Source organism: Brevibacillus brevis, assembly GCF_031583145.1.
Taxonomy (GTDB): Bacteria; Bacillota; Bacilli; order Brevibacillales; family Brevibacillaceae; genus Brevibacillus; species Brevibacillus brevis_E.
On sequence record NZ_CP134050.1, the window covers coordinates 5,084,233 to 5,110,135 of the forward strand.

The 25,903-nt window shown below is 55.9% G+C and carries 30 protein-coding genes; 7 read left to right on the top strand and 23 right to left on the bottom strand.

All coding sequences use genetic code 11. The annotated features are described in order from the left end of the window. Position 1 precedes the first annotated feature (1 nt). From RGB73_RS25210 to RGB73_RS25245, 8 genes are all read right to left on the bottom strand, one after another. Entirely contained in the window at positions 2 to 364 is a 363-nt protein-coding gene (locus RGB73_RS25210; protein ID WP_310765716.1) for a glycerol dehydratase reactivase beta/small subunit family protein, read from the bottom strand. Then, positions 327 to 2,192, bottom strand: a complete 1,866-nt coding sequence (locus RGB73_RS25215) for a diol dehydratase reactivase subunit alpha (RefSeq protein WP_310765718.1) — start codon at positions 2,190 to 2,192, stop codon at positions 327 to 329. Before RGB73_RS25215 ends, RGB73_RS25210 begins: the two co-directional genes overlap by 38 nt. A 5-nt stretch (positions 2,193 to 2,197) precedes the next feature. Next, entirely contained in the window at positions 2,198 to 2,620 is a 423-nt protein-coding gene (locus tag RGB73_RS25220) for a diol dehydratase small subunit (protein ID WP_310765720.1), read from the bottom strand. A gap of 11 nt (positions 2,621 to 2,631) precedes the next feature. Next, on the bottom strand, positions 2,632 to 3,210 hold the full coding sequence (locus RGB73_RS25225) for a propanediol/glycerol family dehydratase medium subunit (RefSeq protein ID WP_396136139.1): 579 nt from the start codon (positions 3,208 to 3,210) through the stop codon (positions 2,632 to 2,634). Positions 3,211 to 3,227: 17 nt separating this feature from the next. After that, positions 3,228 to 4,895 (bottom strand): propanediol/glycerol family dehydratase large subunit, encoded by a 1,668-nt coding sequence (locus tag RGB73_RS25230; RefSeq protein WP_310765722.1) that lies wholly within the window; start codon positions 4,893 to 4,895, stop codon positions 3,228 to 3,230. Between the two features lie 43 nt (positions 4,896 to 4,938). Next, entirely contained in the window at positions 4,939 to 5,778 is an 840-nt protein-coding gene (locus RGB73_RS25235) for an MIP/aquaporin family protein (RefSeq protein WP_310765725.1), read from the bottom strand. 321 nt (positions 5,779 to 6,099) lie between these two features. Next, positions 6,100 to 6,444, bottom strand: a complete 345-nt coding sequence (locus RGB73_RS25240; RefSeq protein WP_396136140.1) for a hypothetical protein — start codon at positions 6,442 to 6,444, stop codon at positions 6,100 to 6,102. 116 nt (positions 6,445 to 6,560) lie between these two features. Beyond that, complete coding sequence (locus RGB73_RS25245) at positions 6,561 to 7,454, bottom strand: hypothetical protein (protein WP_310765728.1); 894 nt, start codon at positions 7,452 to 7,454, stop codon at positions 6,561 to 6,563. Between the two features lie 283 nt (positions 7,455 to 7,737). Here RGB73_RS25245 and RGB73_RS25250 point away from each other — a divergent pair, with 283 nt between their 5' ends. Next, a complete protein-coding gene (locus tag RGB73_RS25250) occupies positions 7,738 to 8,085 on the top strand; it encodes a winged helix-turn-helix transcriptional regulator (RefSeq protein ID WP_310774537.1) in 348 nt (115 codons plus the stop codon). A gap of 97 nt (positions 8,086 to 8,182) precedes the next feature. Here the strand turns inward: RGB73_RS25250 and RGB73_RS25255 are convergent, their stop codons facing one another. From RGB73_RS25255 to cysK, 4 genes are all read right to left on the bottom strand, one after another. Continuing rightward, complete coding sequence (locus tag RGB73_RS25255) at positions 8,183 to 8,833, bottom strand: SDR family NAD(P)-dependent oxidoreductase (RefSeq protein WP_310765730.1); 651 nt, start codon at positions 8,831 to 8,833, stop codon at positions 8,183 to 8,185. A gap of 286 nt (positions 8,834 to 9,119) precedes the next feature. Next, positions 9,120 to 9,458: a YuzD family protein gene (locus tag RGB73_RS25260; RefSeq protein WP_310765732.1), complete on the bottom strand. Its 339-nt coding sequence runs from the start codon at positions 9,456 to 9,458 to the stop codon at positions 9,120 to 9,122. A gap of 36 nt (positions 9,459 to 9,494) precedes the next feature. Further along, positions 9,495 to 10,628: a bifunctional cystathionine gamma-lyase/homocysteine desulfhydrase gene (locus tag RGB73_RS25265; protein WP_310765734.1), complete on the bottom strand. Its 1,134-nt coding sequence runs from the start codon at positions 10,626 to 10,628 to the stop codon at positions 9,495 to 9,497. A gap of 1 nt (position 10,629) precedes the next feature. Continuing rightward, positions 10,630 to 11,553, bottom strand: a complete 924-nt coding sequence (cysK, locus tag RGB73_RS25270; protein WP_310765737.1) for a cysteine synthase A — start codon at positions 11,551 to 11,553, stop codon at positions 10,630 to 10,632. A 201-nt stretch (positions 11,554 to 11,754) separates the two neighbouring features. On the opposite strand from cysK, the gene RGB73_RS25275 reads away from it, so the two are divergent. After that, positions 11,755 to 11,982 carry a NifU family protein gene (locus RGB73_RS25275; RefSeq protein ID WP_310765739.1) on the top strand — a complete coding sequence of 76 codons (228 nt, stop codon included), beginning with the start codon at positions 11,755 to 11,757 and terminating at the stop codon, positions 11,980 to 11,982. Positions 11,983 to 12,069: 87 nt separating this feature from the next. On the opposite strand, the gene RGB73_RS25280 is transcribed toward RGB73_RS25275, so the two are convergent. Genes RGB73_RS25280 through RGB73_RS25290 form a run of 3 tightly spaced genes read right to left on the bottom strand, consistent with a single transcriptional unit; the run spans position 12,070 to position 15,015 of the window. Beyond that, positions 12,070 to 13,017 (bottom strand): alpha/beta hydrolase, encoded by a 948-nt coding sequence (locus RGB73_RS25280; RefSeq protein WP_310765741.1) that lies wholly within the window; start codon positions 13,015 to 13,017, stop codon positions 12,070 to 12,072. Beyond that, positions 13,014 to 13,973: a 2-hydroxyacid dehydrogenase gene (locus RGB73_RS25285; protein WP_310765743.1), complete on the bottom strand. Its 960-nt coding sequence runs from the start codon at positions 13,971 to 13,973 to the stop codon at positions 13,014 to 13,016. Before RGB73_RS25285 ends, RGB73_RS25280 begins: the two co-directional genes overlap by 4 nt. Continuing rightward, positions 13,930 to 15,015, bottom strand: a complete 1,086-nt coding sequence (locus RGB73_RS25290) for a hypothetical protein (protein WP_310765745.1) — start codon at positions 15,013 to 15,015, stop codon at positions 13,930 to 13,932. Before RGB73_RS25290 ends, RGB73_RS25285 begins: the two co-directional genes overlap by 44 nt. A 120-nt stretch (positions 15,016 to 15,135) precedes the next feature. Here RGB73_RS25290 and RGB73_RS25295 point away from each other — a divergent pair, with 120 nt between their 5' ends. Beyond that, on the top strand, positions 15,136 to 15,651 hold the full coding sequence (locus RGB73_RS25295; RefSeq protein ID WP_310765747.1) for a phosphatidylglycerophosphatase A family protein: 516 nt from the start codon (positions 15,136 to 15,138) through the stop codon (positions 15,649 to 15,651). On the opposite strand, the gene RGB73_RS25300 is transcribed toward RGB73_RS25295, so the two are convergent. The 4 genes from RGB73_RS25300 to RGB73_RS25315 form a co-directional block, all read right to left on the bottom strand. Continuing rightward, a complete protein-coding gene (locus RGB73_RS25300) occupies positions 15,640 to 16,419 on the bottom strand; it encodes a TIGR01457 family HAD-type hydrolase (RefSeq protein WP_310765749.1) in 780 nt (259 codons plus the stop codon). The genes RGB73_RS25295 and RGB73_RS25300 overlap by 12 nt on opposite strands. 84 nt (positions 16,420 to 16,503) lie before the next feature. After that, positions 16,504 to 17,133: a helix-turn-helix transcriptional regulator gene (locus tag RGB73_RS25305; protein ID WP_310774539.1), complete on the bottom strand. Its 630-nt coding sequence runs from the start codon at positions 17,131 to 17,133 to the stop codon at positions 16,504 to 16,506. Between the two features lie 96 nt (positions 17,134 to 17,229). Then, positions 17,230 to 17,664 (bottom strand): DUF86 domain-containing protein, encoded by a 435-nt coding sequence (locus tag RGB73_RS25310; protein ID WP_310765750.1) that lies wholly within the window; start codon positions 17,662 to 17,664, stop codon positions 17,230 to 17,232. A 12-nt stretch (positions 17,665 to 17,676) separates the two neighbouring features. Continuing rightward, complete coding sequence (locus RGB73_RS25315; protein ID WP_049741614.1) at positions 17,677 to 17,784, bottom strand: hypothetical protein; 108 nt, start codon at positions 17,782 to 17,784, stop codon at positions 17,677 to 17,679. Between the two features lie 122 nt (positions 17,785 to 17,906). Between RGB73_RS25315 and glpX the strand changes: the two genes are divergently transcribed. From glpX to RGB73_RS25330, 3 genes are all read left to right on the top strand, one after another. Continuing rightward, on the top strand, positions 17,907 to 18,881 hold the full coding sequence (gene glpX, locus RGB73_RS25320; protein WP_310765760.1) for a class II fructose-bisphosphatase: 975 nt from the start codon (positions 17,907 to 17,909) through the stop codon (positions 18,879 to 18,881). Between the two features lie 10 nt (positions 18,882 to 18,891). Next, positions 18,892 to 19,158, top strand: coding sequence for a DUF3055 domain-containing protein (locus RGB73_RS25325; RefSeq protein WP_310765762.1), 267 nt, complete (start codon positions 18,892 to 18,894; stop codon positions 19,156 to 19,158). Positions 19,159 to 19,325: 167 nt separating this feature from the next. Further along, positions 19,326 to 19,559, top strand: a complete 234-nt coding sequence (locus tag RGB73_RS25330) for a spore coat protein (RefSeq protein ID WP_310765764.1) — start codon at positions 19,326 to 19,328, stop codon at positions 19,557 to 19,559. A 99-nt stretch (positions 19,560 to 19,658) separates the two neighbouring features. Here the strand turns inward: RGB73_RS25330 and RGB73_RS25335 are convergent, their stop codons facing one another. Then, entirely contained in the window at positions 19,659 to 20,333 is a 675-nt protein-coding gene (locus RGB73_RS25335) for a YutD family protein (protein WP_463675647.1), read from the bottom strand. An 80-nt stretch (positions 20,334 to 20,413) separates the two neighbouring features. On the opposite strand from RGB73_RS25335, the gene RGB73_RS25340 reads away from it, so the two are divergent. Then, complete coding sequence (locus RGB73_RS25340; protein WP_310765768.1) at positions 20,414 to 21,517, top strand: YhcN/YlaJ family sporulation lipoprotein; 1,104 nt, start codon at positions 20,414 to 20,416, stop codon at positions 21,515 to 21,517. Between the two features lie 69 nt (positions 21,518 to 21,586). Here RGB73_RS25340 and lipA read toward each other — a convergent pair whose 3' ends face one another. The 3 genes from lipA to RGB73_RS25355 all read right to left on the bottom strand — a co-directional run bounded on the left by lipA (position 21,587) and on the right by RGB73_RS25355 (position 25,861). After that, positions 21,587 to 22,474 carry a lipoyl synthase gene (gene lipA, locus RGB73_RS25345; RefSeq protein ID WP_310765770.1) on the bottom strand — a complete coding sequence of 296 codons (888 nt, stop codon included), beginning with the start codon at positions 22,472 to 22,474 and terminating at the stop codon, positions 21,587 to 21,589. A gap of 82 nt (positions 22,475 to 22,556) precedes the next feature. Further along, entirely contained in the window at positions 22,557 to 24,740 is a 2,184-nt protein-coding gene (locus tag RGB73_RS25350; RefSeq protein WP_310765772.1) for an ATP-binding protein, read from the bottom strand. Beyond that, a complete protein-coding gene (locus tag RGB73_RS25355) occupies positions 24,737 to 25,861 on the bottom strand; it encodes a metallophosphoesterase family protein (protein WP_310765774.1) in 1,125 nt (374 codons plus the stop codon). The genes RGB73_RS25350 and RGB73_RS25355 overlap by 4 nt, the downstream gene beginning before the upstream one ends. Positions 25,862 to 25,903 lie beyond the last annotated feature (42 nt).

Below are 25,903 nucleotides of genomic sequence, written 5' to 3' on the forward strand. Positions count from 1 at the left end.
CTCATTCCTCCCTTTTCTTTCCCGCGTGGACATACAAAGGCAATCCCTTCACAAGCCTTCCCGCATTTTTGCCAAGTGCACGGCCATTTTGCCATCCATCCCGCAGGTAGGGTTCGGGGCTTTTCAGCTTTTCGTGATGAAGATGAATCACTCCGTATCGATCGAGACCGATCCCTACTTGCAGCGGCGAGCTCTCTGCAGCGATACAGCCCAGCCTGGCAGCGGAAGGCTCCCTCTCATGCCATGGCTGCAGCCGGTACGGAACCCCTTCCTCCTCCAGGCCGGCACATACCTCTCGCAGCCACTCTCTTTCTTCCACATGGGCATCAAAGAGAATCATCACGTATACGTCCCGTTTCGCCACGGCTTCCTCCCTGCTCCGCGATCGCCTGGATCAGCCCGGTCGCAACTGCATTTCGCGGCCCTTCTGTCCCCCGGACATTGGCAAAGCCCGCCACAATCCCGTATTTCCCCAGCTCATCGGTCAGCATCTGCGGAATTTCAAAATCGAGGGCCGATCCCCCTACCATGATGACGAACGACAAATGCTTGAGATTGCCCGTCGGAATGACCCGCTTGAGGGCGCGTAGGGCATTGGTGACAAAGACCCTTCGCTTGGCGCTCCGCCTGACCTCCCGCACTGCCTCCAGTGTATGCGGCCCGGCGAGTGGCGTAAGCCCCTGCTCTTCGCGAATCACCACACGGCCATACGTCTCTGGCGGGAATGGCGCCTCGGAAAACAGCATGGTGCCATCCTCCAGCTGCATATGAAACAGACTCATCACTTTGCCCAATGGGTTTCTCTTGATTTTTTCCGCCAGCTCCCGATCCGCCAGCCCCAGCTCGGTGTCGATCAGCATGGTCACCATGTCGCCGGCTCCCGCGAGGTGAACGGAGTGAATCTCTCCAGCCCGGGTCATCATGGCAGCGTCCGTGGAACCTCCCCCCATATCCAAAATGACCAGCGGCGGCCTCGTTCCCGGTGTTGTCAGCGCTCCGCGTACAGCCATCTCCGCTTCCACTCCCCCCACCTCCACCGCAATGCCCAGCTCGGCCTGCAGCTGATCCGCCACCCGGCTGATCGAGATTTTTTCTGTCTTGACCATGGACGCCAGCGCCACGCCGCTCTCCATGGCCATCTCTCCCGCCAGCGCACCGGAAATCGACCTCGGAATCACGGCATCGACGGCCAAAAAGTCGGAAATCGTGATCTCGGCGGCAGACTGCCCCGTCAGTTCGGCCAGATTTTCGCGCAGGGCGTGGAACATGCCGCCGACATTCGTTCCTGTCTCTCCTTGCACATCAACCAGTGTCCCGATCCTGCCGTATGCCTCCATGATGACCTCCGCCCCGTCATGGATAGGCACCTCCATACGGCGCTGCGAGCCGATCAGCATGATTCTGCCCGCCTCGATTTTTCGCTCGACCACTTCCCCCTTCGGCATCTGAATGACTACTGCGGAGCGATTGCCCACCAGCGCTTTTGCCACCGGAGCGATCTGGATCGTCTGGTCCGGATCCAACCGAAAGAGCGTCGCGAGCCCGTACGGATTGCTGAGCTGGCGAATCGTGTAGCCGGGCAGCGCCACCTCCACTGCCGCTCGTTTGTACAGAGGAACTCTGTCAATGAGCGCGACTTCGTCCACGATGGGCATTTTTTTGCGCAGGCGGTTATGGATCAAGACCCCGTCATCCTTTTGCACGATGGCTCCTTCAATCGAATGACCGTTCTCGACAAGCGCATTGATCCGCGCTGCCACCCATTCGTAATCAAATTCCTTCGGGACCACGGCAATGCACGGTTCTTTCGGCAAAAGCTTTTCCGAGAGCGCATCGATGGGAACCGTCACCCCCACTGCCAACCCTGCGCCCCCCGGTGTATCGGGATTATGGCCAATCATCGATGATTCGGTAATCACCGTTTCGCTGATCAGATCCATGGCCAGGTCGCCTATTACCGGAACAGCGTCGTTTAGCCGAATCAGACGGATGGCTTCGACGCTGATCCCCGCCTTTTTCGCTGCTTCTCTCAAGGCCAGGCTGACGCCTTTCACGTTTTCCACCGTTCCCTTGATCCCTGTCGTCCTGACCAGATGCTGACCGAGGAACGTCACGCTGCTTCCTGCGACTTCCGCCAGGGCTACCTCTGTAGACGAGTTGCCCACATCGACACCGGCCACGATTCGTCGCATACAGACTACTCCTCAAGCTTTTTCAAGCGACCCCGGCGTTCGTAGACATCCGCCGCTTCGCGAACCAGCCTGGCGTTTTCGGTGGCGCCGTATTCCTCTTCCAGTTCACGGGCGATTGCCAGCAATTCCTGCTTCGTAGAGCGGTTCGGCCTGAGCGCGTTGTATATTTGCAGAATGCGTTCGTCGGAAATACGGATCAGCTCTGCTGCCCGGCGGAAGTTGTTCGCCAACTGCGTCCTGCCCAAACTGTCCGAAATTTGCGCGTGAAGCAGAAGCGTCTCGGGGCTGATCCGCATGTCTGCACTCGTGATTTCACCGGCGATGGCCGCATCGAGCGTCAATTCATGGTAAGCCTTTCGCGTAGGCGTAAATAACAGCTCAGGACGCTTCGTTCCCAATGGGTAATGCTCTTTGGTCAAAGTCTCCATCGTTTTTCCCCCTATCCGACGATTTTGAATTCCGCCATCACCTCAACCGGCCTCGCTTCCGGAACGATCGATTCGCACTCCTTCAAATACAGGATGGCCGCTACAGCCTGATACTTCGGCCTCGCCATCTGGTCATTGACCACCGGCACCGGATTGGGGCTGCCTCCTAGCGCATAGGCCGCCGCATTTCGTCCGATCGCACGGTACGTCTCGAGGGTAATCAGCGGCGATTGCGGAAACAATTCGAGGTTGCTCAACGGGTCGAGGTCGCGTTGATGAATGACGGTGGTTCCGCGCGACTGGATGCCGATGCCGATACCCGACCCGCTGAGCTTTGCCGCCTCATGGGCCATAAATGCAAGATCAGCTGTGCGCAGACTGCGGTTGATGCGTACCGCGCCCCCCTGCTCCTCGATGCCGGCGATCACTTCCCGCAGCACTGCGGCGTGCTCCACTTTCACGATCGTTTTGTTCATCTCCTTGCCAAAGGCAGGGGCAATGGCGATGACCACTTCATGAGGATGATGCCCCTTCTGTGCAGGCCCGCACTCGTTTAGCTTCATTTCAATAGCAAACGCGGATGATGTCATGCCCGGATCTACCTCCCTCAACCAAATTCTGATGGACTAATGGCTTGGCGAATCGTCTTGATTTCTTCCCACCGTTCCGCACTCATCCGATAGCCGGTTCCCGGCCCCCTGTAATCGTTCATGTCGTTTACTGCACTCACGACCACATTGTCCTTGTCAATAATCGCCGAGGTGTGCAAATAATCGCCCGCAACCCGCTGCTTGAGCATCGCAAAAATTCGTTCCGCCACTGTACGATAGCCGCATTTGGCAAGGACAAGCGCGATGTCCAGGCCCGTGATCCCCTCGCGCAAAATCCTCTCTGCAGCCTTGAGATCCTCCACCACGTTTCGCTGCGGCATGTCTTCGCTGCTGTTCGCGTACGTCGCCGCTTCCACTTCCTCATCCGTGATCTCGGGAAACCCCAATTCGTCGAAGACTGCTTGCATCGCCTTCGCCGCCTGATAACGCACTTCCAGCACGTGCTCCTCTTCTACGGGCCGCAGACCGCCGTCCACCATCATGTCTCTCTGCAAGATGAGATAATCGTCCAGATCGCCCGCATCCATATTGGAGCCGGCGAACATGTTGTCGCTGTTGGGCACTGCGCTGTACCCGGAAAAAATGAAGTCGGTGCCCGGCAGCATCTGCAACAACAGCTTGGCGCTGCGGCGAATCTCCGAGTGGGAGAACGTCTGGTCATTTCCCGAGGCCACCTCCATATCGAACAGCGTCGTCGCCAGATTTTCCGCCAAAATGGCGCGTATGCCGCTCGGGACCGCTGCCGGCACACCGATGCAGCTGATCGAACCGTTTTGCAGTCCTTGCACGCCCGATCCTTTTGCCATCATGATGCAGCGGATTTCCAGATAGAGCATCGACTTCCCTTCGGCTCCCGCCATCTGCACCTCGGACCCGGTACCCGAGGTAAACCGCATCTTCGCTCCGCGGGAAGCATAGGCAGAAGCGAGGAAGCTCTTGGACCATGGCGTATCATCCCCATCCACGAACACCTGCTCCGTCCCGTAGATCGAGATCGTCTCCGCATACGAGGTCAGCCCCAGCATCGCCAATCGCAGCTCAGTCGCTTCTTCCAGCGCATCCTGCGTCAATATTCCCCCCCTCGCTGTCTGCGAGCCGATCAACAGGGCGAGAGCATTGAAAGGAGCATAGCGAACTACGCCGACAGTCGTTTCCTCCTCGTCGAATCCGCGAAGCCCTGCTTCCGCCGCATCTGCTGCCATCAGCACCGGATTGTCGCGAACATTCGTGACATGGCATTGATTCGAGGGTGTTTTGCGCGCCCGCATCTTTTGCAAGGCCATCATCATCTCCACGACATTCAGATGATTCAGGACTTCCAGCACCTTGGCAGGCGTGATTCCTCTTGTAAGCGCTATTATTTCATCGCGTGACACATGAATATCAACCAGCTTGCGGGCGATTTCCAGACTATCGATCGCCATCACTCTCTCGGCCACTTTCGCATCGATCGTGTAATCGGCAATGAACTGGTCAATCATGTCGAAATCGCCGCGTTTTTTGCCGTCAAGCTCGATGACCCGGCCATTTTCCACCGCAATCGAAGGCTTGGGGTCATTGGGACTCCGCATAGCGACGAATCCCATCTCCGGCCACTCTGTCACAAAGCCGTCCTTGTTTACCGGACGCTGCTCGAGTATTTCAAACCGTTTCGAACGTCTCATCACTCACATCCCTCTCTCTTTCAGCTTGTTTCGCTTGGCAAAGTCAGGACTCCATCGCTTTGGAAGACGGGGCCGTTTCCAGCCGTTCGGACCCGTCTGCACCGGTATTCTCAGCGGTACGGTATTTGCCCACGAACCAATCGTACAGACCGCCTCCGATGATACCGCCAAGCAGAGGGGCAAGCAGCGGCACCCAAAAATACCCGCTCCAGCCCGGCAAAGCGACCGGTCCCCACCCAACCAGGGCTGTAAACAATTTGGGGCCGAAATCTCGCGCCGGATTCATCGCAAAACCGGTCAGACTTCCGAAGGCCCCGCCAATCACAGCGACCAATCCACCCACGGCGATCGGAAACAGCGCCTTTGGAGGGGCGAACGGGTTTCGTTCATCCACCAGGCAAAAAATGACGGCGACGAGAAAGGCTGTGATCACCAGCTCAACCAAGCCGGCCTGCAGGAAGCTGAGATACGGTGCCGGATAGGTAGAAAAAACGCTGGCCAGCTGCTGACTTTCCTCGCTTCCCCGTACGATTCCATGGGCGGCTTCATATTGAAGAAATCCTTGCCGATAGAGGGCGTAGACGACTCCCGCCGCACAGAAGGTTCCCGCCATCTGGGCTATCGCATAAGGAGCGACCTTCCCCCATGGAAATCCCCGATAAACGGCCATTGCCAACGTAACGGCCGGATTCAGGTGCGCTCCCGACAACGAGGCTGTCATATAAAGCGCCATCGTGATTGCCACTCCCCACACCATGCAAATATCCCACATGGTATACTGAGCGCCATTGACCAGCATGGAAGCCACACTGCCCGCCCCGATCAGAATCAACATGAAGCAGCCGATAAATTCTCCAAGCAGCTCTCCCCTGTTGCTTTTCATGCAAGTGCCACCTCCTTTGCGACGCGTCCCCCCTGCCAAACCTCCAGCAAGAAAGGAGAACGCTTTCCCTTATTGTAATTTTCTGACGATTGAATGTCCCGAGACGCTGTTTACCTGGAGTAGTACAATTTCTACTTTTTCGCGACCGGATATTTTCACCAGGCCTCAAGGCAGTAGAAAGCCTGGCTGTGGCATGCCTTTTGGCGGAGCCGCGGCTGCCCTTATGCTGGATAGAAATGTTATCAATTCCTGCCTGAATAAAAAAAGAAGCGTCTCTCTTCATTCGAGAAACACTTCTGTCGCGGTTTTCGCATCCGTTCCTTATCGTTTTTGGACACGCAGAACCGGTACTTTCTTCAGCTCGTACGTACCTGTCAGCACTTTTTCCGGGATGACGTTGAGCTTGACGAGGCTGTTGATTTTTCCAGTGTCGGCACGGGACATGAGCCGCCACAGGGACTGATCCGGAAGCGCGTTGTACAGGCGTTCGTCGTTGTACTCCCGCCGCTCCTGGTACGTGATCGTCAGCTTGTAATCGCCTTCTTCGACGCAGTCAGCCCCCTGGCAGTTTTCTACCAGGATGCTTCGCAGTTCGTTCAGCTCTTCCTCGACCCGTTTTTGCATTTCTTTCAACTCGTAATAACGGGCCAGATGCTCTTGCATCATCCGCTCGTCCTCCCTTGCTGGTTGCTTGCACCCAGGAAATATATGAGCGCGATCAAGGGGCTAGAACGGCGAAAAAGCCCCCGCTCTCCGAAGAGAACCGAGGACCGTTTCCTTGCTTATTTTCCCATTTGCGTCTGAACCGCTTCGCCGGGATGCTTGATCAGGAAGGTCGAATACTCGACTTCCCATGGATTCCACTTTCCATCTGCCCCGAAGCCCCAAACGGAGCGAATGTTCGAGACGGTATCGGTGTTGTTGATGCCTACTATTCGCTGTTCGCCCACAAGCTCAAACGTGCCGTTTCCATCCATGTCGATCGGGGTCAGCGAGCCAAATGGATAGGAGTATACGGACAAATCTTCCGGACTGGCCACCAGTTTGCCCCCCTGATCGTACACCTTGGCCGCTACGTACAGATCCTTGTTACCGCTCACATCAACGGTCAGAGGCTTGTCCAAATGCGTCCCTTTCCCCTCTACCTTGAAGCCGTTCACGAACGCTCCCTCGTACTTGATGCCTTCGTTTTCTTTCTCGCCGAATATGACCTGCCCTTGCTTGTCGGCGAATGTCGCGATCACGTGGCTGTAGATGCCGCCGCTCCCGCCCGTCGCCGTTTTGACAAACGCATCCGCCACATGATCGCCTGTAAAGTCGGCAAGCGTCAGCTCCCCTTCGTATCCGCCCAGGTCACCCAGGTCCGTTTTGGCATAGGCTTTGGTCTTCCCGTCCTGCACGACCAGCTTCATCCCGAAAGCGTAAATGTCATCCGGCTTTTCCTTGCTGCCTACCAGGTACACCATATCGGCTACGTTGTCGCCCGTCACATCCGCTGACTTTTGATCGATGACAGTGTAGTTCTTGTCCAGCTTCAGCTCGGAAGCGGCGGCAAAAGGTTTGCCGATCTCGCTTTCTGCATGGGCTACTTTCATATGGGAAGCCGCCAGGCCGGCACCTCCGATCACGCCGGCAAGCAGCATAAAGGTAACAGGCTTCATCCAGTTTTTGTTCATGTCGTTGTCCTCCTCGTACGTGGGTTACATCAACTACTATAAGACGAGGACCGGTAAACATCGTTACAGATGATTTACGAAGGGATGACAAACCGGAAAAAACGACCTAGGATTTGACAAAAGGCAGGAAATGAGAAAGTATGAAATGCGTGAACACAGATCCAATTCGGGATTTACCTTCACTCCCCAAACGCAACGGTACTATTCTTGTACATACAAATTGATGTTAAGGAGGGTCCCCATCATGATTGAAGCTACGCAGACAGAAATCACCCCAGAGACCATGGCGCAACTGGAAAACGTGGTTTGCCCAACATCTGTGACTTTATCTTTGATCGATGGCAAATGGAAAATATACATTTTATGGCATCTTGGCAAGAACGGAATCATGCGATTCAGTGATTTACGAAGAACGTTGCCACAGATATCGCACAAGGTTTTGACCAGTCAGCTCCGCGAATTGGCTGAGGACAAGCTCGTCCATCGGGAGGTTATTCCGGATATTCCGCCAAAAGTAGAATATTCTTTAACCGAAACAGGAAAAACATTGGTTCCGCTTCTGATCCAAATGAACAAGTGGGCAAGGGCTCACAAATTAAACCTGCAAAATGCTGAGTTGCATTCCTTTTAGGAAAAAGGAGAGAGAGTTGATCGCTAGAAACGGAAAGCCAAGGCGCAGAATTTTCTGCGCCCTGATTTTTTTAAAGTCGCTTACTATACGTTATACGTTAGCTGTAGACAATTTCGTGTTCTTCGCGTTTTTCATACAGCTCCCAGTACTTGTCGGCTATACGTTCTGGTGCGAAACGGGAGCCCGGAGCAACATTGCCCGCAATGGTTACGGTACCGACAAAGATGCCTTGGGGCTTCATTTCATCGGCCAATGTAAATGTTAGAGTGCGCAGCGCTGCTTTGCCAACGGAAAGAGCTGCGAATGCAGTTGCGGGATACAGGGCAAAGCCGCCGCCAGTGAAAAGAATCGTCCCTTCTTGTTGGGCCGCTTGATCAGGTATCACTTGCAATGCGCAGTGCAGAGCGCTGGCTACGTCTACCTGCAAGTGAGACATGAGGGATTGTGAAGTTAACGAAGTAGGTTGCCCGTCTTTCAGAACTGCGGCGTTGTACACGAGCACATCAATGGTCCCCAAGTCTTTTTTGATTCGTTCAAAAGCTGCCGTCAATGACGCTGGACTTGCCGCATCGGCTGGTACAGCATACGCTTCGATTCCTTCCGCGCTCATCTCATTTACATATTGATCGAGTGATTCCTGGTTCCGAGAAACCAAAACGACACGAAAATTGTTGGACCCGAACTTTTTTGCCACATTGTTTCCGACACCAGGACCTGCTCCGACTACGACGATCAGCTTCTTATTCATCTCTCATCCTCCTGTCATTTTGCAAACATAACGGAACAAGAGAAATTATACTTCCCATGAAGCTAGGCAAGAAGAATGCACTTTTCCGAACGCTGGTAACCAAGAGGTAACTAACTGCAGCTGCAGGCAGATCAACTACTGTATACATAGGGACTTCCGCGTGTAAGCAATTTCCCTGAAGGCCCGGCCCCGGTGGCTCTTGTCTAAACGGATCTGTCTCTTTTCCTGCGGAACAATAAAAAACGGTCAGACGGGATGATCGTCTGACCGTTTTTACCGGTCTGTATCAGGCTTCGCCTTCAGCCGTGCTTGCCAGTGGCTTCAGCCCTTCACTTTCCAGCTTTCTGCAAATATCTTTGAGCTTCGGATTTCCCTCTCCGACAATTTCCCCGGAAATTACGACAAGCGGATACCAGAGGTCTTCCTCGACAATTCTCATCGCCCAGTTTTTGTCATCGTCTGTCTGTGGCTGCTGAAAGTCGCTGTACGTGATGCGGATGCTGTCGCTTCCATACTTGCGGGAGAGCGCTGCCTGCAGCCAGTCGGCTGTCTCCTTGGCGGACGACAGATTGACGCAGCTTGCGCACAACTGCTCGGTCCCGAACACCTTGATTTCTACACTCATGCCATCTCGCCTCCCTTGCGACTGCTTCTCCCGTTTTTAGGAGAGAGCCTGTTCCAGGTCTTCGATAAGGTCTTCCACGTCCTCGATTCCTACCGAAATGCGGACCAACCCTTCTGTAATGCCCAGCTCGGCGCGGCGCTCGGCCGGAATCGAAGCGTGGGTCATGCGGGCCGGTACGCTGATCAGGCTTTCGACCGCCCCGAGGGATTCTGCCAGAGTGTAGAGCTTCACTTTCGACAGCACCTGGTCGGCACGCTCGGCGCTGCCAACGTCAAAGGAGATCATGCCGCCAAAGCCGCGCGCTTGCTTTTGCATCAGCTCATGGCCTGGATGGCTGGACAGCCCTGGGTAAAGCACGCGCTTGATGTCGCTGCGCTCAGCCAGCCAATTGGCGAGGGTCCGTGCATTTTGTTCGTGTTCTTCCATCCGTACACCCAACGTTTTCATCCCGCGCAAGAGCAGCCAGGAGTCTTGCGGTCCGAGGATGCCCCCGATCGCGTTTTGAACGAAATGCAGATCTTCGCCCAGTTGTGCGTCTTTCGCCACGACCAGCCCAGCCACGACGTCGCTGTGGCCGCCGAGGTACTTGGTCGCGCTGTGGAATACGATGTCAGCGCCCAGATCGAGCGGATTTTGCCAATATGGCGTCATAAAGGTGTTATCGACGACAAGCAGCAGTCCTTTTGCCTTGGCAATGGCGGAAATCGCGCCGATGTCATTTACTTTCAGCAGCGGGTTCGTCGGGGTCTCCATGATGATCGCTTTCGTTTCAGGACGAACGGCAGCTTCGACTGCTTTCAGGTCATTGGTATCTACATACGTAGCTTCCAGACCCAGGCGGGAAAAGACGCGGGTAATGACGCGGTATGTACCGCCGTATACGTCGTCCCCTACGACCAGGTGATCGCCTTTGTTGAACAGGGAGAGAATCGTGGACAGGGCAGCCATGCCAGAGCCAAATGCGAAGCCGCGTGCGCCTCCCTCCAGCTCGGCGATGTACGTTTCCAGAGCATGGCGGGTCGGGTTGCCGGTACGGGAGTATTCATACCCTTTGTGCTTGCCGATCGCTTCCTGCTTGTACGTGCTCACCTGGTAAATCGGAACGGATACCGCTCCTGTATGTGGATCTCCTTCAATTCCGCCGTGGATCAAACGCGTCTTGATACGCATCTTAGATTCCCCCCTGGTAAATTTTTTTGCTGAGATAGCGTTCGCTGCTGTCTGCGAACAGGACGACAATGTTCGTGCCTGGCGCCGCTTCTTTTGCTTCGCGCAATGCTGCTGCCATGGCTGCCCCCGCCGAGCTGCCCACGAGCATGCCTTCTTTGGCTGCCAGCTGCTTCACCAGCTCGAAGGCTTCCTCGTCCATGATGGTGTGGATGGCATCGAAATAGCTCGTGTCCATAAACGGCGGCAAAAACTCCATGCCGATCCCTTCCGTTTTGTGCGGACCGGATTCGCCGCCATTGAGGATCGATCCCTCCGGCTCGACGATGACCGTCTTGACGTTCGGGTCCTGTTCCTTCAAATAGCGAGCGACACCCATGAACGTGCCGCCGGAGCCGGCACCCGCTACAAACACACCCACTTTTCCGTCCATTTGTTTCCAGATCTCCGGTCCAGTCGTCTTGTAGTGCGCGTCCGGGTTCGCCGGGTTGGCGAACTGCTGCGGCACGAAAGACCCCGGAATGGAAGCAGCGAGCTCTTGCGCCTTGGCGATTGCCCCTTTGATGCCCTGCTCCGTCGGCGTGTTGACCACTTCCGCTCCGAGCGCGCGCATCAGCTCCTGCTTTTCCTCGGAAAACTTGGCAGGCACGCAAAAGATGACGCGATAACCGGTGCCTACGGCCGCCAGCGCGACGCCGATTCCTGTATTTCCCGCCGTTGGCTCGATGATCGTGCCGCCCGGCTTTAGCTGTCCATTTTCTTCTGCTGCGCGAATCAATTCCATTCCCAGCCGGTCCTTGACGCTGCCTCCAGGATTGAAGTACTCCAGCTTGGCAAACAGTCGGACTCCTTGCGGCAGATCAAACTGTGTAATTTCCACGATAGGCGTGTTGCCGATCAATTCCTTCACGCTCTGAAATACATTCACGTAAATCTTACTCCTTATATTGAAGTACTTGCTGTTTCATTATAACATGCGGCTTCTGCAAATAGTCCATGCAAGGCGCACACCGCCCGCACTTCTTTGGAGTTTTGCGGATTGGAAAGTGTCAACAGGGCATGTAAGCCATGGATTTCTCATTCGTCTATGTTTATAATAAAGGGGAGGTTGGAAAGGAGTGAATATTCCATGGATATGTTTGATCAAGTATCAGAGGTTCTCGATAAACTGCGCCCATACCTGCAGCGTGACGGTGGAGACGTTCAACTCGTCGATGTAGAAGAAGGCGTCGTAAAACTGCGTCTGATGGGTGCTTGCGGCAGCTGCCCTTCCTCTACCATCACCCTGAAAGCAGGGATCGAGCGCGCCCTGGTGGAAGAAATCCCAGGCATCAAAGAAGTACAACAAGTATTCTAATCAGGGTACTGAGATGAAAGCAGCTACGTGCACGACGCGTAGCTGCTTTTTTTACGGGAATCCGCTCGGACTGTCTGGCGCGGATTTTCAGACGTTTCCCGGTTCGCGCTCTTGACCGGGGAGCCCGTTCATCGCTTTGTCCAGAAAGGCCATGACCTTCTCTGCGTATTCGTTCGGGTGCAGGGCGTAGCTGCGCACGTGGCCGGCGTGCGGCACGAGCCAGAGTGCTGCATCCTCGTGGGAAGTGAGAGATCGCAGCCTGCTGCTGTTCATCGCCGGGACCGTGGAATCGCCCGTCCCATGAATATAGAAAATGGGTTTTTTCGCCTGCTGCACGGCCGCGTACGGCGTCACATGGCGTGGATTCGCTCCCAGCAGGACCGGGCTCAGCGTCAGGATCAACCAGTTGAAAGGAAAGCGTGGCAGGCCCGTCCATTGCGGCAAATTTTCTTGCAGGTACTCCCGGAGCGAATAAAACGGGGAATCCGCCACCACCGCCGCGATCCTCTCGTCCTTGCATCCAGCCAGCAGCGACGTCGCGGCACCCATGGAAAAGCCGATGAGTCCCAGCGTATGTCCGGGTCTGACGGAAGCGGCGTAGTCGATCGCCCCATGCAGGTCGTGCTGTTCCCGCAGCCCGATCGTCGTGAGCGCAGGGGTCGATTCGCCTGCGTTGCGAAAATCGAACATCAGCACGTCATAGCCCCCGGCAAGCAGCCTGGAGGCGAGCGACAAGGCGGGAAGGTGCGGCTCCAGCCGGTTTTGGCTGTACCCGTGGGCGAAAATCACGGTGCGATGGCGCGGATGAAAGCCGTTTTGCTCCGCAGAAAAATACCAGCCCGCAAGCGTAATCCCTTCTTCCCGGCTAGGGAACATTACCTTTTCCATGTGGTGAATGCCAAAATCCGCCGGATCCATGTCCACCGGCTTGCGCACCGGATGGGTCAGCTTCCACGTCACGTGCAGCGCAATGGCTGCTGCGACGACGAGCGCCAGCACCAGCACTCCCGCTATCGTGTACAGGAAGGTGCTCATAACGGCGTCAACGGCTTTCGGCCTTCCAATACGGCCACGATGTTGGCTGCTGCGAGCTTCGCCATGTCCGCACGCGTCTGCTCGGTCGCGCTGCCTATGTGCGGCAAGGCGACTATGTTCGGCAAAGAAAGCAGCGGATGATCCTGGGGTAACGGTTCCTGCTGGAAAACATCCAGGCCCGCCGCCCAAATTTTCCGGCTGACCAGCGCCTGGTAAAGAGCCGACTCGTCTACCGTGCCGCCCCGAGATACGTTGATGAAAACAGAAGTGGGCTTCATCCAGGAAAACTGCTGCTCGCCCATCAGAAGCCGCGTCTCTTCTGTCAACGGAGTCAGCAGCACAACATAATCGGACTCGCGCAGCAGGGTCTCCAGACTTGCCCACTCAGCCCCTGTCTCCGCCTCCGCCTGTTCCTTCCGATTGCGGTTGCAGTATTTGATCCGCATTCCAAAGCCTTTTGCACGCCTGGCCACGGCCTCGCCGATCCTCCCCATCCCGATGATGCCCAGCGTGGCGCCGTACACGTTTTGCCCAGCCATCAGCGAAGGACTCCACGACGACCACTCGCCGTTTCGTACGTACCGGTCCGCTTCAATCAGCCTTCTTCCCGTGGCCATAAGCAAGGCGAATGCCAAATCGGCAGTGGCTTCCGTCAATACGTCGGGCGTGTTGGTCACCCAGATGTCGCGCCGCTTGCACGCAGGCAGATCGATGTTGTCGTAGCCGACCGCCATATTCGCTGCGATCCGCAGCTTTTTGGCCCGGGTCAGCAGTTCCTCATCGATCCGCTCCGTCAGCATGCTCAGCACCGCCTCCGCGTCTTCCACTTCGGCGAGCAGCCGTTCGCGAGGGATCGGCTCATCGCTCTCCCACACCTTCACCTCTGCTGCCGGCTCCAACAGAGCAATCGCTTCATTCGCTACCTGTCTCGTCACTAACACCTTTGGCTTCTTCATCTTCCGGCCTCCACAACCAATCTATTTGTGGAATGGACGCGCCGTACCGTTTGGCGACCAGATGCGGATATCGCCGGAGTCCTTCTTCCATGCGCGCCAGCTCGCTTTCCAGCTGCGATTTCCATACGGTTCCGTTCACTTCCTGTCTCTCGTCCAACGGAAGCTCCTGGTAAGATTCCGCCAGCTTGAGGAATCTCCCGGGGTAGAGCATCAGCCCGTATATGACTGCGTATTCGTCGGGCAAAAGCGGAGAGACGCTGTTGTAACCGTCGAGAAAGCCCTCGATCTTCTCTTCCTGCCAGCCGCTGCGCTTCGTTTCGGCCTTGATCCATTGGCCGATATCCCGAGCCCGCATGTCAAGCACCCAGTTCCATTCACCGCCAACCAGTCGTGCGTCCTTCTCATTCCATAGCATATACCCTGTATCAAAATTTTGGTAGGCGACTTTGCCAAAGGCTGCTGTTTCCTTCACGACAATGTCGTAGCCGGATGCAAGCAAGTAGTTCACCGCGATTTCTCCCAGCTGATGCACATAGGTAAAGCTCGTCAGCAAGCATTCGTCCATCGCGGTCAGCTCGCCTTCCATCTCACCGAGTTCATCCCGGAATTCGCTGTAATGGCGCAGCTTCCTCCTCCACATGCTGGGCCAGCTTCCCAGGGAGCTGTATGGAATGAACAGTTTGTCTCCCTTGAATGTGCTGGTAGCCAGATGAAATTGGGCGAGCGACTGGCCAATGGCAAAGGACTGATTTTCCGGGACACGCTCCCGCACTCCCCGGTACACATAGTACAGCTGATCGTCCACGACGATATGGCCTTGGCCACCCTTGGTTTTTGCCAGCTTAAGCATGCGGAGATCCTGCTGTTCGTCTACATGCTTCCGTACACGCTCGATGAATTTGCTCTTGTATTTGTATCCTGCCGGCGCCTCAAACAAGTAAAACAAACCCTGATCCGTTTCCAGCACCTGGCTCGCTCCGTTTGAGCGGACATCGCGCAGGAGAAAGCCGTATTCCTCTTGTAGCAGGTCTTTCTCTTCCATCCAAAACCACCCTTCCAGCAAAGCCTTCTTTGGCGCATAGTATGTGGAAACACCGGGATAGGTGCCTATCTCGATGCAGATACTAGTCGCATGGCCGTAAGCGCAAAGGAGGGAATTTGCATGAGCGAACATCCGCTAAACAGTGATTCGTGTCACGAAGTGGTCATCGAGCTGATGGCTAAGCGAGGCGTCAGCCTGAATGACATCGCCGAGATCGTGATGTTTTTGCAGACAGACTACGTACCTGACTTGACCTTGGAATATTGTCTGGAGAGCGTAAATGCCGTCTTGAAGAAACGGGAAGTGCAAAACGCCCTCTTGACCGGCATCCAGCTGGATATGCTTGCGGAGGAAAACAAGCTGATTGCCCCGCTCCAGTCCATCATCGAGACCGACGAGCCATTGTACGGTGTCGACGAGGTGATGGCTCTGGCGATCGTCAACCTGTACGGCAGTATCGGCTTCACAAATTTCGGATATGTAGACAAGCTCAAGCACGGAAAGCTCGCCTTTCTCAACGATCGAAAAAACGGGGTGCATACGTTCCTCGACGACCTGGTCGGAGCCATCGCCGCAGCCGCGTCGAGCCGGATCGCACACCGTCAAAAGCAGCAGGAGGAGTGCTTAGGAGAGTAGACTCTTACGCCATTGCGTCAAATCTTCCGCGATGTGCGTAGGACGCGCCGGGTGGATTTCCGCTTCCGCCCGGGTCGAGTACCCGGTCAGCACAAGCAGGCTGTCCAGTCCGCTGTTTGCGCCCGCTTCGATATCCGTATACAGGTTGTCGCCGACGATCAACGTCTCTGCGGCTTTCGTGCCGAGCCGCTCCAGCGCGTATTGGACGATGATCGGCTGCGGTTTGCCGATTACGATAGGCTTCGTCGCCGACGCCACGGAAACAGCCGCCACGAGCGAGCCGTTGCCCGGGTACAGACCTTTTTCGGTCGGCAAAGCGGCATCGGCATTCGTCGCGATCAGAACCGCCCCGGCACGCACTGCCCGTGCGGCGGCAGCGAGCTTCTCGTACGTGAAGGCCCGGTCAATCCCGACCACTACATAATCCGGCGATTCGTCCGTGAGTACGAATCCGCTGGCCATCAGCTGCTCCCGCAAGCCGTCCTCCCCGATCATGTATACTTTCGCACCAGGTGATGCTTGTTCACGCAAGTACGTGGCCGTCGCCATGCTGGATGTGTACACGTCTGCCGGCGCGGCTTCGATGCCCATGGCGCACAGGCGCTCCGCTACATGCTCGGGAGAAGCCGACGCATTGTTCGTCAAGTACAAATACGGTATGTGCCGCTCCTTCAGATAAGAGATGAAGGCAGCCGCCCCCGGCACGGCTTCTCCTCCCCGATAAATTGTGCCGTCCAAATCCAGCAAGTAGCCTTTGTATGCAATCATGCTCATCCATCTCCTTTGTTTGTCGGTGCAAAAAACAAAAATCCACTCGCCATGGAGTGGATTTTTTCAAAGACTTCTCAGCCATCAGCGTACTTGTTTCACTTCAAACACGCATTTTTCTCCGCCCTTCGCCATGCAGGAGGTCTGCTCCACGTCGGCTTTCAGGACGCGGCGGAATAAGGACAGCTCGCAGTTGCACGCCTGATTGAATTCCCGGGCCACTTGCGAGATGGGACAGTTGAACTCCTGAATGCGGTAGCCTTCCCCATCCGGATCTTTCTCCCATTCCACCATGTAGCCTTTATCGTTTTGCAGCTCAGCCAGCTTGGCGACCCGCTCTTCCAGGTCTCCCTGCATATGAGCGCGATAGGCTTCCTCCAGACGATTTTCCCGGCGGCGGAACAGCATTTCCACCTTTCCGAGCCCGTCCATGTCCTTCAAATCCTGCAAAAAGTCTAGCGTCAAATGAGAATAATTGCGCGGAAACAGTTCGTCTGCCTCCTGCGACAAGGAATATACATTCGTTGGACGTCCCATCGCTTGGCGAACAAGCGTAGACTTGATCAAGTTGTCCCTCTCTAGGGTATTCAGATGGCGTCTGACAGCCATTTCTGTAATTCCCAGCTCGACAGCCATGTCACTTACCGAAAGCGAACCTTTTACCTTGAGCATGTGGAGAATTTGGTCACGGGTGGACGTTCCTTCGTTTGTCATACGTATCACCGCCCTTTCTCCCTATTGTAGCGTACCCAGTCGCTTTAGTAAACTAATGAAAGTGTTTTGTATAAAAAATCCGCAGTTACAGTTTCTTCAGAACAGCTCTTTTTCCAAATAGTCCCGCACGGCCGGAGCAAACTGGCGCAGGGCAGGCAGCGCCTCATTTACCAATGCATACATTTCCTTTCCCGGCACAGCGGTGTAGTCATTTACCAGATGTTTGCGAAACTCCGTCACGCCGGTCAATACGCGGGCTTGTTCTCCGGTGATCACTTGCTCGTCCCGTAAAATTTCCACAATATCGGCGTAGCTTCCCGGATCGCGCATGATGAATCCGTCAATCAGCGCATTCCCCACATCTACGATCCCCTCGATGGACAAGTGCAGGGCCCGTTCCATCGCAAGCACAGCCACTTCGTCCGCCAAAACCGCTTCCGCTCCCCGAGCCTTCAGCCTGTCGAGCACGTCCAGCATCGAAGACATATATGTCAAAACTTGGTCGATTCGTTTGGTATTCACATCGTACATGGGAAATTCTCCTTACTTTCTCTTTTTTGCTTTGCGCTTTGCGTAATAGATCGTAAACACAAAAGTCAGTACCAGGACGAGAAGAACCAATTCCCCTTCCTGCAAATAGGAATTGTTCACCGGATTCACCTCTTTTCCTTCATCAGTATACCAAATTTGTACGGGCCAGCGCGAATGGGCTTGTACTTTATGATACAATGGTGGGGTGAATTTTTACCGGCATAAGGGAGGACACCGAAGGAATGGAACGCGAACTGGCTCTGGAAATCGTGCGTGTAACGGAGATGGCTGCCTTGGCTTCCTCTCACTGGATGGGAAGAGGAAAGAAAAACGAAGCGGATGGAGCAGCGACCCAGGCCATGCGCGCCATGTTTGACACGATCAACATGCGAGGGACTGTCGTCATTGGCGAGGGCGAGCTGGATGAAGCTCCCATGCTTTACATCGGAGAAAAGCTGGGCAATCCGGATGCGGACGGGCCGGAAGTGGACGTAGCGGTCGATCCTCTGGAAGGAACCACCATTGTCGCCAAAGGCCACAATAATGCCATGTCTGTCATTGCCGTCGGCGATCACGGGACTTTGCTTCACGCGCCCGATATGTACATGATGAAAATGGCGGTCGGAAAACGCGCTGCCGGAAGGATCAACTTATACGATCCCGTGGATAAAATGATAGAGGTCGTAGCGGAAGCAAACAACAAGCGGATTTCGGACGTAACCGTGATCATCCAGGAACGGGAGCGTCATCAGGCCATCATCGATGCGGTCCGCGAAAAAGGGGCCCGCGTCAAACTGTTTGGGGATGGAGATGTAGGCGCAGCCATCGCCGCTTGCCTGCCGCATACCGGGATCGACCTGTTCCTTGGAATCGGCGGGGCACCCGAAGGCGTCATCAGCGCTGCCGCGATCAAATGCCTGGGGGGCGACATGCAGGCTCAGCTCAAGCCTCAGAACGACGGAGAACGAGAACGGTGCATCAAAATGGGTCTGGAGAATCCGGAACAGCTCCTGACGCTCAGCGACATGGTCAAAGGCGAGGATGCCATCTTCGCTGCGACTGGTGTATCCGATGGGGAGCTGCTTCAAGGGGTTCGCTACTTGGGAGACGACATGGTGGAGACACATTCCATCGTCATGCGTGCCCAAACCAAGACGATCCGATTCGTCCGGGCCCTGCACAACGTGGAACACAAACCGAATCTATTATGGAAGTAGAGGGAAACTCATGGCTGATTTGTTTTACCTGTACGACGATACGGAAACAACCCAGACCCGGTTCGTCAGCTTTATGGGAGAAGCGACGCGATTCGATCTCGCCGTTACCACCACCAATCGCTTTTACGGCAAAAAGCTGGTGATCAATATTCAAAACGGACGCTCGGCCATCATTGGCCACGACGATCTCGAAGAAGAAGGCTATCTCGAATTTGCTTTCAATTTGAATGAACAGGAAGCCGAAGAATTAAAGACATTTTTAGAAACCGTCATCTAGGATCGGTTTTACGATGCGAAGGAAGGGCCTTTTTAGGCTCTTCCTTTTTTTGCTTTTCACGCCGTATGGACGTTTGCCCATTTCCTGCCGGACAACGCTCCACACAGGCGAATGCCTCGTATACTGCTACTGCACATACAGACTACGAGAGGAGTGCGACTCGCACGATGCAACCTTATCAATACGACCAACATCAGAATTACCCAGTCGAGCAGGGGTACCAATACATCCCTGAAGACCAGGCTCATCCCGTATTTTTCCGGAGACGGGGTCCCGAAATTTTCTTCCCGATCGTCATTCCACTTGGACAAAACTTCTATCCTTACCCCTATCCGTATCCTTACCCTTATCCACTGCCCTACCCTTACTTCCCGTACAGCGGCGGTGGCTGGGGCTTCTGACTTGAGTTCCCGGTTCTCTCAAGTGATTCCAAGATTCCAAAACAAAACGAGCCCGAAATTGCGCGGGCTCGTTTTTATATCTGCCTGTCATTGTTTGGCTTACGAATCTCGTTTCGGCGGGGTCTGATTGGAACCTGTCGGCACTTTATCCCGTTCCCGGTTCGGACGAGCTTGGCCGGGACGACGATCCTTCCCCTGGTCTCTGCCGTTTTTATCCGGCTTCGGGAATCTGGGCTTGTCAGATCGTTCATTGCGGCCGGAGCCAGAGCGTTCCGAGGAAGGACTGTTTTGGGCATGGCCGCGCTCCTGTCTCTCCTGCTTGTTTTGGCGAGGATGAAAACGGCGCCGCTCTTTTCGCTCCCCGTACGAATTCCCCTGATCTTCTCGGCTGCTCTCCTGCCGCACATCAATGACCAGTTCGATTCCGGCATCGTCCTGTCCATTCTGCTCCCCTGGGCCCAGAGCGGATTTCACTTTTCGCAGGACAAAATAAGGACATCCAAAATTGCAGAACTCCTGCAGGTACTCATCCAAAGCGGAGATGCGCTGCTCGAACGGCACTTTGCGGTTGAGGTCTGTGTAAAAGCCCCGCAGACGAAGCTGTCCGTATCCCCAGTCGCCTACGATGTAGTCGTATTTGTCGAGGATATCGCTGTAACGCTCTTTGAATGCTTCCGGGTTCCAGCCGTCGCGATTTTCTTCCATGACTTCATAAGTACCGGCTTGCGTGCGAATCAAATCCGCTTCCTCCTTACATACATATGCTACGTCCATCTTACCATATTTCATGCAGCAAGAGATAAAATTCCCACGAAAACAGCAGTTGTCTGCTGGACATTCTATCGTGTAGGGGGGTGTTACCATTGAAAAAGACATGGTTGTATCCAGCTATCGCAGGTATCGCTTTGTTGGCTTCCGCTTGCGCAAACAACGCCGCACCTAATTACACGACGCCAAACCGCACAGCCACGAATCAGACAGCTCCACACACCACGAATTTCGACGGACTGCACACCCGCACGTACGACGGGATGCGCGCTCGCGACATCGACGGGTATCATACCCGCACGTATGATGGCGTGACGAATCGTTCGATCGACGGATTGCATACCCGAAATTACAGCGGGTATGGCACGACCGGATACGGTACCACCGGCACGACTGGTACGACCGGATATGGTACGACCGGCACGACTGGCACGACCGGATACGGTACGACCGGCACGACTGGCACCACCGGATACGGTACGACCGGCATGACTGGCACCACCGGATACGGTGCGACCGGCATGACTGGCGCGACCGGATACGGTACGACTGGACATGACGGTATGCGTCCGTACACTGCTTTCCCTGACGGCCATCTGGGAACCGGCACGACCGGTACCGCAGGCATCAGAGGATTGACAGGAGCGGGTACGACCACCGGTACTCACTCGATTTACCAGAAAAACGCTTCGAACCGCGGCGGGGCAGGGGTCATGCAGACCGGCATGCCACGTTACGGGTATATCCAGACGGATCGCCAGCACGCTCAGACTGCAGGCGCGAACAACGTCTATGTCGATCGTGACGCATTGGCACGAGCGGTTGGCAATGTGACGGCAAGCTGCCCGGGGGTACAACGTTCGACCGTACTGGTCACCGATGAAGAAGTCTTCGTCGGGTTGAATACCCAAGGCTCCGACGCCCACACTGCGAAGAATCAGGCCCGGATGAACGCGATGTCGGTATCCCCTCGCTACTACAAAGTGTACGTGACCGACAATCCGAACGACATCCAGGAGATCGCCCGCGTCGCATCTCGTCACAGCAACCTGAGCCACGCTCGCACGAACGAAACCACAACTAGCATTGACGCGTTGATCAAACGCATGGGTGGCACTACCGATGCGGAGCAAATGCGTGCTAGAAGTGCAACTACCAACAAGAGCCATATGGGGACAACCGGTCGATAACTCATCGGTTTTGCGCTTCATATAGCAACACCCTCCTGTGAGCGTACAGCCGCAGGAGGGTGTTTTCCATTATTGTGCTTGAGCGATGGTTTCCTTGGCCGCAGTGGCCTGTTCGTGCGCATGGTAGGAGCTGCGGACGAGCGGCCCGGCTTCCACATGGCTGAACCCCCGCTTCATGCCCTCTTCTTTCAAGCGGGCGAATTCGTCGGGATGATAGTAATGCTCCACATTCAAGTGCTTTTTCGTCGGCTGCAGATACTGCCCGATCGTCATGATATTGACGTCGACGGAGCGCAAATCGTCCATCGTCTCCAGGATTTCTTCGATCGTCTCGCCTACACCGATCATCAGGCTGGACTTGGTGGGAATATCCGGCTGGAGCTCTTTTGCCTTTTTCAGCAAAGCCAGCGTCCGGTCGTATTTGGCACGGGCGCGTACGCGATCGGACAATCGGCGGACGGACTCGATATTGTGGTTCAATACATCCGGGCGTGCGTCCATGACCACTTTCAACGCATCCCAGTTGCCCATGAAATCCGGAATCAACACTTCCACGGACGCAAACGGCAGGCGGCGGCGTATCGCTTTGATGGTCTCCGCAAAAATTTGGGCACCGCCATCAGCCAAATCGTCCCGGGCTACGGAAGTCACGACGACGTGCCGAAGACGCATTTGCTCCGCGGCTTCCGCTACGCGTTCCGGCTCCGCTGTATCCAGCTCGGTAGGCAGTCCGGTTTTGACGGCACAAAAGCGACAGGCGCGCGTACATATATCACCCAAAATCATGAAGGTGGCTGTTCCGCTTGCCCAGCACTCATGAATGTTGGGGCATTTCGCTTCTTCGCAAACAGTGTGCAGCGTCTTGCTGCGCATGGTTTGCTTCAGTTCTTTAAAGCTGGCTAGTTCGGATCCCGATACAAGGTTGATCTTGAGCCACTCCGGTTTCCGTTGCGTCATAGGGCTCACTCCTCATGTGACTTGGTTCTCTCTATTATAGAGGGTTGGACAAGGGGGAGCAACCTTTTCCACCCCCGGTAGTTCACCCCAAAGTATGGACCAAATGCCGGTCGGAAACTCCGAGCCACGGTTCCAGAATCCGAAGCTCCCGATCCTGGCAGGTAAACAGAAAGATTTGGTGCTTCTCCGACAGCTCTGCCAAAAATTCCAGCGTCCGCCTGAGGCGCTCGTCGTCGTAGTGTACGAAGTGGTCGTCGAAGAAGAGGGGCAACGGTTCGGAATTCTGGCTCACATGGCTCAGCAGTGCAAGGCGCTGCGCGAGGAAAAGCTGGTCTTGCGTACCGGTCGAGCATTGTTCCAGATCGAGCACCAACTGCCTCGCCGGCTCCAGCAGACGGACCGCGAAGCCTTCCTGCGGATCCAATCGGACGTCTCGGTACTCCCCTGCCGTAATTTGGGCGAACACCTCCGAAGCCCGTTCATTGATCCCGGGCGACACGTCCCGATTCCATTCGGCAACCGCTTCCTGCAGCGCGTCGCGAGCGATTTGCAGCGCTTCCCGCTTTTGCAAAAGCTGCTGCATTGCCGAAGCCGCCTCCTCCTGCTCGCTTTTCGCCTTGGCGAGCGATACGGCATCGTGTGCCGCTACTTCCCCGTTTGCCCGGGCGATTTGTTCCCGCAGATGCTGGATCTGCCGTTCTACCCGCTCCAGCTCGACCAGCATAGCTGCCTGCTCTCGCTCCAGCTCCGCCTTTTCCGTTTCCCACACCGCTCGGAGCTGCTCTCCCCACTGAAGCAGGAGACGAGCTTTTTCTTCCTGCCTGGCGAGCCGGTCTTGGAGCTGGACCGATTCACGGTCGCGAAGGCTGCCCAGCGCTTCTTCACGCATCTGTGCAAAAGTCTCCCAGCTTGGTACGCCCCAAGTGCCGATGAGGCGTTGCAGCTCGTCGTCCAGATCAGCCAGCTCCCGCTGACGGTTCTGTATCTCTTGGGCAGCGGGATCGGAAACATGGCTCGGATTTGCTTTTGCCCGCATCCTCACCCACGCCGTACCCGCCAGAAGCGCCGAACCTGCAAGCAATACCCCGGCTGGCAGCGCTTGGTCGAAAATGGCAAGGACAATCCCCAGTACAGCAAGCGCTCCCGCCATTCCCCAAAGCCTGGTGGGCGCCCCTCCCTTTTTCTTCTGCCTGTCCGCTCTGTCCTGCCGTCCTCCACGGCTCGCCATCGTCGCCGCCAGCATCGCCAGCTGCACGTGGCCTTCCTCCCACTGCCTGCGCAGCTGTACCCCTCTATCGTAGTCGGCCAGCAGACGATCCCGGTCGACGTCATCCCACTTCCCCTTCTCGACTTGAAACGAACAGGCATCCATCCGGGCAAGCGCAGCTCTCGCCTCCTCATGGATCTGCTTTTCCTTCGGGGTGCCTGCCGAACGAGACCACCCTTCCCATTCCTCGTCGGACTTCGGAGGCGTATGGCTATGTTCCCATCGCTTCTGCCAGGACTGCTCACGCTCCCGCAAAAGCTGCTGACGCTGCCGCAGACGGCTGTGCAGATGCTCCAAATCCCGTTTCTCGTCCTCCCACTCTGCGATCTGACGGGTCAACTGGCTGATGATTTTCCAGGCAGACTCTGCGCTGGCGAGCTCGGCTTCCTTCTGCGCCAGCAGCGCTCCGGCTTTGCCCAGGAGTGTGCTCTCCGCCCGCTCCTTCTTTCCGATGGCGGCCAAATCCCGATCCAGTTCGGCCAGCATGCGGCTTGCGGCCGGATTGGCCTCTTCGTTTTGGGCAAGCGCGGGCATCAGATGCTCCGCTGCAAAGAGCGGTCCCCTTTTGATCCAGGCAATATCGGTGAACAGACTGCGTGTCAGCCCCAGGTGCTGCTCCAGGAATGGCCGTTCCTTGCGTCTGTCCTCCATGTAGATGTCCGTCAGCTCCGTCCATTCCGGCTCGAGAAAAAGGCGCGACTGCTCGCGCTCTCTGAGCAGGCAGCGGTGCAGCCGGTACGATTTGTCCCCGAGCCGGTAAGAAATGATCGTCTCGTAGTCTCCTTGGTGCCAGGGGCGATACTTTTCGTACTCAGGCAGATAGCGGGCGCTCTTCACGTAATCGCGCTTCAAGCCGTAAAGCGCCGCGAAAATTCCTTGCAGCAGGGTCGACTTTCCCGATTCGTTCGGAGCTGCAAAAACGTTAAGGCCCGCCCCGAAGCGGAACGACGCATCCTGCCATTTGCCAAAGCCTTTGAGAGAAAGTTCGTCGATTCTCATCGGGCGCTCCCTCCGATCCGGGCCAGCGCTTCCCGGCGCGCCAGCCTGACAGCTTCCCGCTCCGCTTCGCTAGCTGCCTGCTCTTCCCGCTGCGCCAGCTTGGCGAGCCACCTGCCCCAGATTCCCTGCTCCGCGATCAGCCTGTCCGCATCCACATCCGGCCATGTCTGATCCGAGATGTGCAAGTGGAAAAAACGGGAGAATCGCTGATGCAAGACAGCAAGGGACGGGGAAAAATGAGCGGCCCGCTCACCGGTTAACGCAAGGTAGAGAAGGTCGCTGTCCCGCTCATCCGCCAATTTTTCCTCCAGCAGATCGATGAGCTGTTCCATCGTCTCCGCCCCTTCTAGACCGATCTGCCGCCTGCGGATCCGCCTTTGTCCGATCGGCACCATCTCCAGCGCGACCCTCCCTGTCCGATCGATTTCCCCGTACAGCACGCTGCGTTGCCCTTCCTCCTTGGCATTCAATCCTTCCGGGGAACCGGGATACGCGGCGACCGGCCATTTTTTCTGCGGGTGCAAAAACTGCCCCGGCTTGTGGATGTGTCCGAGCGCTACGTAATCTACTCCCGTTTCAGCCACTTCCTGCAACGTAATCGGCGCATACGGGTGATGCTCCTCTGCTTCCTTGCCGAGCATGCTCGCATGCAGCACCATCAGATGGTAGCGGTATCCGTCCAGCTTTCCGGGGAAGGAGACGAGCGGGGATTCGTAAGCATGGTGATTCGGAAATCCCCAGCCGTAGATGACACATGATTTGTCCGGAAACTCGTACGCTCCCCATTCCGGTGTGAACCAATGTACATTTCCGGACCAATCGAGCGTCTGGTAAAAGGAATCCGGACGCCACGGATCGTGGTTGCCCGGGGCGATGCACACCGGAACAGGGGCGACGCTCGCGAACAAATCGCGCAAAAACAGCGCGGTAGACCTGCGCCCCCCGTGGTATTCCAGCAAGTCGCCCGCGATCAGCCAGAAATCAGCCTGCCTGTCCAGGACGAGATCCCGAATTTGCCGCATCGTCTTGCGGAAATCGTCCTGCCGCAGCTCGTACCGATCAGAGAGCGCCTGAAGCGGCGCGTCCAGATGGACATCCGCGGTATGTATGAATGACAACACAATCTCTCAACTCCTCACATGACAAACGAAAGCGTCGAATGG

Bases quoted from the DNA above. Each gene is read 5' to 3' on its own strand.
- RGB73_RS25350 (WP_310765772.1), bottom strand. From the start codon at position 24,740: ATGAGAATCGACGAACTTTCTCTCAAAGGCTTTGGCAAATGGCAGGAT.
- RGB73_RS25325 (WP_310765762.1), top strand. From the start codon at position 18,892: ATGGCTGATTTGTTTTACCTGTACGACGATACGGAAACAACCCAGACC.
- RGB73_RS25290 (WP_310765745.1), bottom strand. From the start codon at position 15,015: ATGGAAGAGAAAGACCTGCTACAAGAGGAATACGGCTTTCTCCTGCGC.
- RGB73_RS25220 (WP_310765720.1), bottom strand. From the start codon at position 2,620: ATGGAGACTTTGACCAAAGAGCATTACCCATTGGGAACGAAGCGTCCT.
- RGB73_RS25240 (WP_396136140.1), bottom strand. From the start codon at position 6,444: ATGATGCAAGAGCATCTGGCCCGTTATTACGAGTTGAAAGAAATGCAA.
- RGB73_RS25310 (WP_310765750.1), bottom strand. From the start codon at position 17,664: ATGTACGATGTGAATACCAAACGAATCGACCAAGTTTTGACATATATG.
- RGB73_RS25245 (WP_310765728.1), bottom strand. From the start codon at position 7,454: ATGAACAAAAACTGGATGAAGCCTGTTACCTTTATGCTGCTTGCCGGC.
- RGB73_RS25235 (WP_310765725.1), bottom strand. From the start codon at position 5,778: ATGAAAAGCAACAGGGGAGAGCTGCTTGGAGAATTTATCGGCTGCTTC.
- RGB73_RS25300 (WP_310765749.1), bottom strand. From the start codon at position 16,419: ATGATTGCATACAAAGGCTACTTGCTGGATTTGGACGGCACAATTTAT.
- RGB73_RS25215 (WP_310765718.1), bottom strand. From the start codon at position 2,192: ATGCGACGAATCGTGGCCGGTGTCGATGTGGGCAACTCGTCTACAGAG.
- RGB73_RS25225 (WP_396136139.1), bottom strand. From the start codon at position 3,210: ATGACATCATCCGCGTTTGCTATTGAAATGAAGCTAAACGAGTGCGGG.
- RGB73_RS25335 (WP_463675647.1), bottom strand. From the start codon at position 20,333: ATGGACGTAGCATATGTATGTAAGGAGGAAGCGGATTTGATTCGCACG.
- RGB73_RS25255 (WP_310765730.1), bottom strand. From the start codon at position 8,833: ATGAATAAGAAGCTGATCGTCGTAGTCGGAGCAGGTCCTGGTGTCGGA.
- RGB73_RS25265 (WP_310765734.1), bottom strand. From the start codon at position 10,628: ATGCGTATCAAGACGCGTTTGATCCACGGCGGAATTGAAGGAGATCCA.
- RGB73_RS25295 (WP_310765747.1), top strand. From the start codon at position 15,136: ATGAGCGAACATCCGCTAAACAGTGATTCGTGTCACGAAGTGGTCATC.
- RGB73_RS25285 (WP_310765743.1), bottom strand. From the start codon at position 13,973: ATGAAGAAGCCAAAGGTGTTAGTGACGAGACAGGTAGCGAATGAAGCG.
- lipA (WP_310765770.1), bottom strand. From the start codon at position 22,474: ATGACGCAACGGAAACCGGAGTGGCTCAAGATCAACCTTGTATCGGGA.
- RGB73_RS25260 (WP_310765732.1), bottom strand. From the start codon at position 9,458: ATGAGTGTAGAAATCAAGGTGTTCGGGACCGAGCAGTTGTGCGCAAGC.
- RGB73_RS25280 (WP_310765741.1), bottom strand. From the start codon at position 13,017: ATGAGCACCTTCCTGTACACGATAGCGGGAGTGCTGGTGCTGGCGCTC.
- glpX (WP_310765760.1), top strand. From the start codon at position 17,907: ATGGAACGCGAACTGGCTCTGGAAATCGTGCGTGTAACGGAGATGGCT.
- RGB73_RS25275 (WP_310765739.1), top strand. From the start codon at position 11,755: ATGGATATGTTTGATCAAGTATCAGAGGTTCTCGATAAACTGCGCCCA.
- RGB73_RS25330 (WP_310765764.1), top strand. From the start codon at position 19,326: ATGCAACCTTATCAATACGACCAACATCAGAATTACCCAGTCGAGCAG.
- RGB73_RS25305 (WP_310774539.1), bottom strand. From the start codon at position 17,133: ATGACAAACGAAGGAACGTCCACCCGTGACCAAATTCTCCACATGCTC.
- RGB73_RS25250 (WP_310774537.1), top strand. From the start codon at position 7,738: ATGGCGCAACTGGAAAACGTGGTTTGCCCAACATCTGTGACTTTATCT.
- RGB73_RS25230 (WP_310765722.1), bottom strand. From the start codon at position 4,895: ATGAGACGTTCGAAACGGTTTGAAATACTCGAGCAGCGTCCGGTAAAC.